General features: G+C 69.0%; 1 protein-coding gene. It reads right to left on the reverse strand.

The features are described from left to right. On the reverse strand, nt 1–1,331 hold a 1,331-nt coding region (locus G7A99_RS10730), incomplete at its 3' end, for a TonB-dependent receptor plug domain-containing protein (protein ID WP_371807614.1). Between the last annotated feature and the right edge of the window lie 95 nt (nt 1,332–1,426).

Raw genomic sequence — 1,426 nt, forward strand, 5'->3', positions numbered from 1 at the left:
TCGCCCTCCTGGTAGGCGGCCACGCCCCCGTGCTGGCCGGCGACGTAGAGCTCGAACAGCGACGGTGCCCGGAACCCGCGCTCCACGTTGGCGGCGAGCGAGAGCCTGTCGGTCATGCTGAGGACCCCGCCGAGCGAACCGGTGGCGACGCCGTAGCTGTTTTCTTCGGCATCGCGGACGCTTGCCGACGGCGCGCGTGTCCGGGAGGCGCGGGCCTCCGTGGTGTGGTGGTCATAGCGCACCCCGCTCTGCAGCAGCAGCGGGCCAAGGCGTTTCTCCTCGAAGGCGAATACCGCCGCGTTGTGCACGTCGCCGCCCGGCGAGAGCTGCGTGCTCCCGCGTGACTCCTGGGTCTTGTAGCGGTATTCCACGCCCACCGTGCCTCCGTCCAGTCCGGCAATGGCGCCGTGTTCGCCCTCCAGGCGGGCCGTGTACTGGTCGAACTCGATATCGATGGTGTGATCGAATCCGGCGGAACGCGGATAGCCTGCCGCGTTGGAGCGGCGCTCGTTGTTCTGCCAGAGCAGCTTGGGCTTCCAGGTGATGTTGCCGATACGGGTGCGCCCGGAGAGGCTGAGCTGTTCGTCGTCGATGTACTGGCCGATCCCCTCGGCGCCCGCTGACGGGGGCTTGATGCCGGCCGGTGGCGGCAGCAGGAAATTGTGCTCGTCGTTCCAGCGCGTGTAGCGCAGGCGCCACTCGCCGCCGCGGTCGTCACGTACGCCCACGGCGATATCGCCGGCCGCCTGTTCGAAGTCGGTGTAGTCGAGATCGCCGGTGTAGGCCGCCGCATCCTGGTGCTCCGGGTTCGGCGGCGGCGGGAAGTAGGTCGTCTCGTCGGGGGTTTCGATGTTGCCCGCGTCCCGCCGGATGACGCCCACGGAGATGCCGAACCGGCCGTTGCCGGCGCCGGCGCGCAGGCCCGTGTCCCACTGGCCGTTATTGCTGTAGTAGCGGGTCATCGCCTCGCCGTGGAAGTCGGTGTCGTAGTCGATTTCACGGGGGATCAGGTTGACCGCACCGCCGAGGGCGCTGGAGCCGTAGAGCACGCTGGAGGCGCCGCGAACGACCTCGACACGCTCGAGCAGGAATGGATCGTAGCTCGGCATGTGACGTACGCCGTACTGCTGGTGATCCAGTCCGACGCCGTTGGACAGCATCCGGATGCGTTCCCCCGACAGCCCGCGGATGACCGGCTTGCCGGCGCTGTTGCCGGTGGCGATGTTCTCCACGCCCGGCAGGTCCGCCAGCGCTTCCCCCAGGTTGGCGTCGCCGTCCGCCACGATCGAATCGGACGTGACGATGTCCAGGCTCGCGGCCTGTTCCGACACAGCCCCCGGCACCGGGGTGCCGGTGACTGTGAGGGGATCAAGCTCCAGGGCGGAGGTGCCTGCCTCCGCGGCCGTGCCCGGCAACGGTGCGCAGA

The organism is Arhodomonas sp. KWT, assembly GCF_010993615.1.